This is a genomic window from Deltaproteobacteria bacterium, assembly GCA_011773515.1.
GTDB lineage: Bacteria > Desulfobacterota > Deferrimicrobia > J040 > J040 > WVXK01.
This window is the reverse complement of the sequence record WVXK01000110.1, coordinates 1-717: the sequence shown is the minus strand read 5'-3', so window position 1 is coordinate 717 and position 717 is coordinate 1. Positions and strand designations below refer to the sequence as shown.

The 717-nt window shown below is 50.6% G+C and carries 1 protein-coding gene; it reads right to left on the bottom strand.

The features are described from left to right. Positions 1 to 297: 297 nt before the first annotated feature. On the bottom strand, positions 298 to 717 hold a 420-nt coding region (locus tag GTN70_11750; GenBank protein NIO17632.1), incomplete at its 5' end, for a cyclic nucleotide-binding domain-containing protein.

Below are 717 nucleotides of genomic sequence, written 5' to 3'. Positions count from 1 at the left end.
GAGATCATCGATGCGAGGGCTTCCTGCCGAATGGACGAAACAGCCGTGATGGCTGCAGCCATCATGATGGCGACGATGACGAAATGACCGCTTCTTCTCATTTTGCCAATCATATCGACCTCTTTATATCGTGTTTTCTTGTCCCTCACGAATAGATGCGGTTTGGATTCCCGCACATTTTCGTACTACCTATATCGGTGATTTCAGCGTCGTCTTTAATGCCCTGTGCGAAAGCTTTTTGCCAAACGACCGCAAAAAAACATTCCGCATTTCGAACCGGCCCATATCGGGAACGGGCTAAAATATGAGCGTCAATCTTTTGGCTGACTGCCGCAGCCGTATGGTTAATATCCTGCTGATTCCCTTCAGCAACTTGATCCCTATCGCCGGATACTGTGCAAAAAATGCCTCTAGTGAATCCCGGCTGAGGGTGATTATCTCCGTGTCCTCGATGGCAACGACCGTTGCCGAGCGGGGATGCTCATCGAGCATGGCGAACTCTCCGATGATGGAGCCACTTTTCAGCTGTGCAAGAACGATATATTTCCCCGGGAAATCGGACACCTTTTTCACCTCGACGCTCCCACTCGTTATGAGGCCGACAAAATCCCCCGGGTCACCCTCCTTGAATATGACCTCACCGGCGGGATATATCTCAGACCGGAAAAAGTGGGCGATCTTTTCAAGCTCCCCCTCGTCAAATAGGTGGAAAAGGGT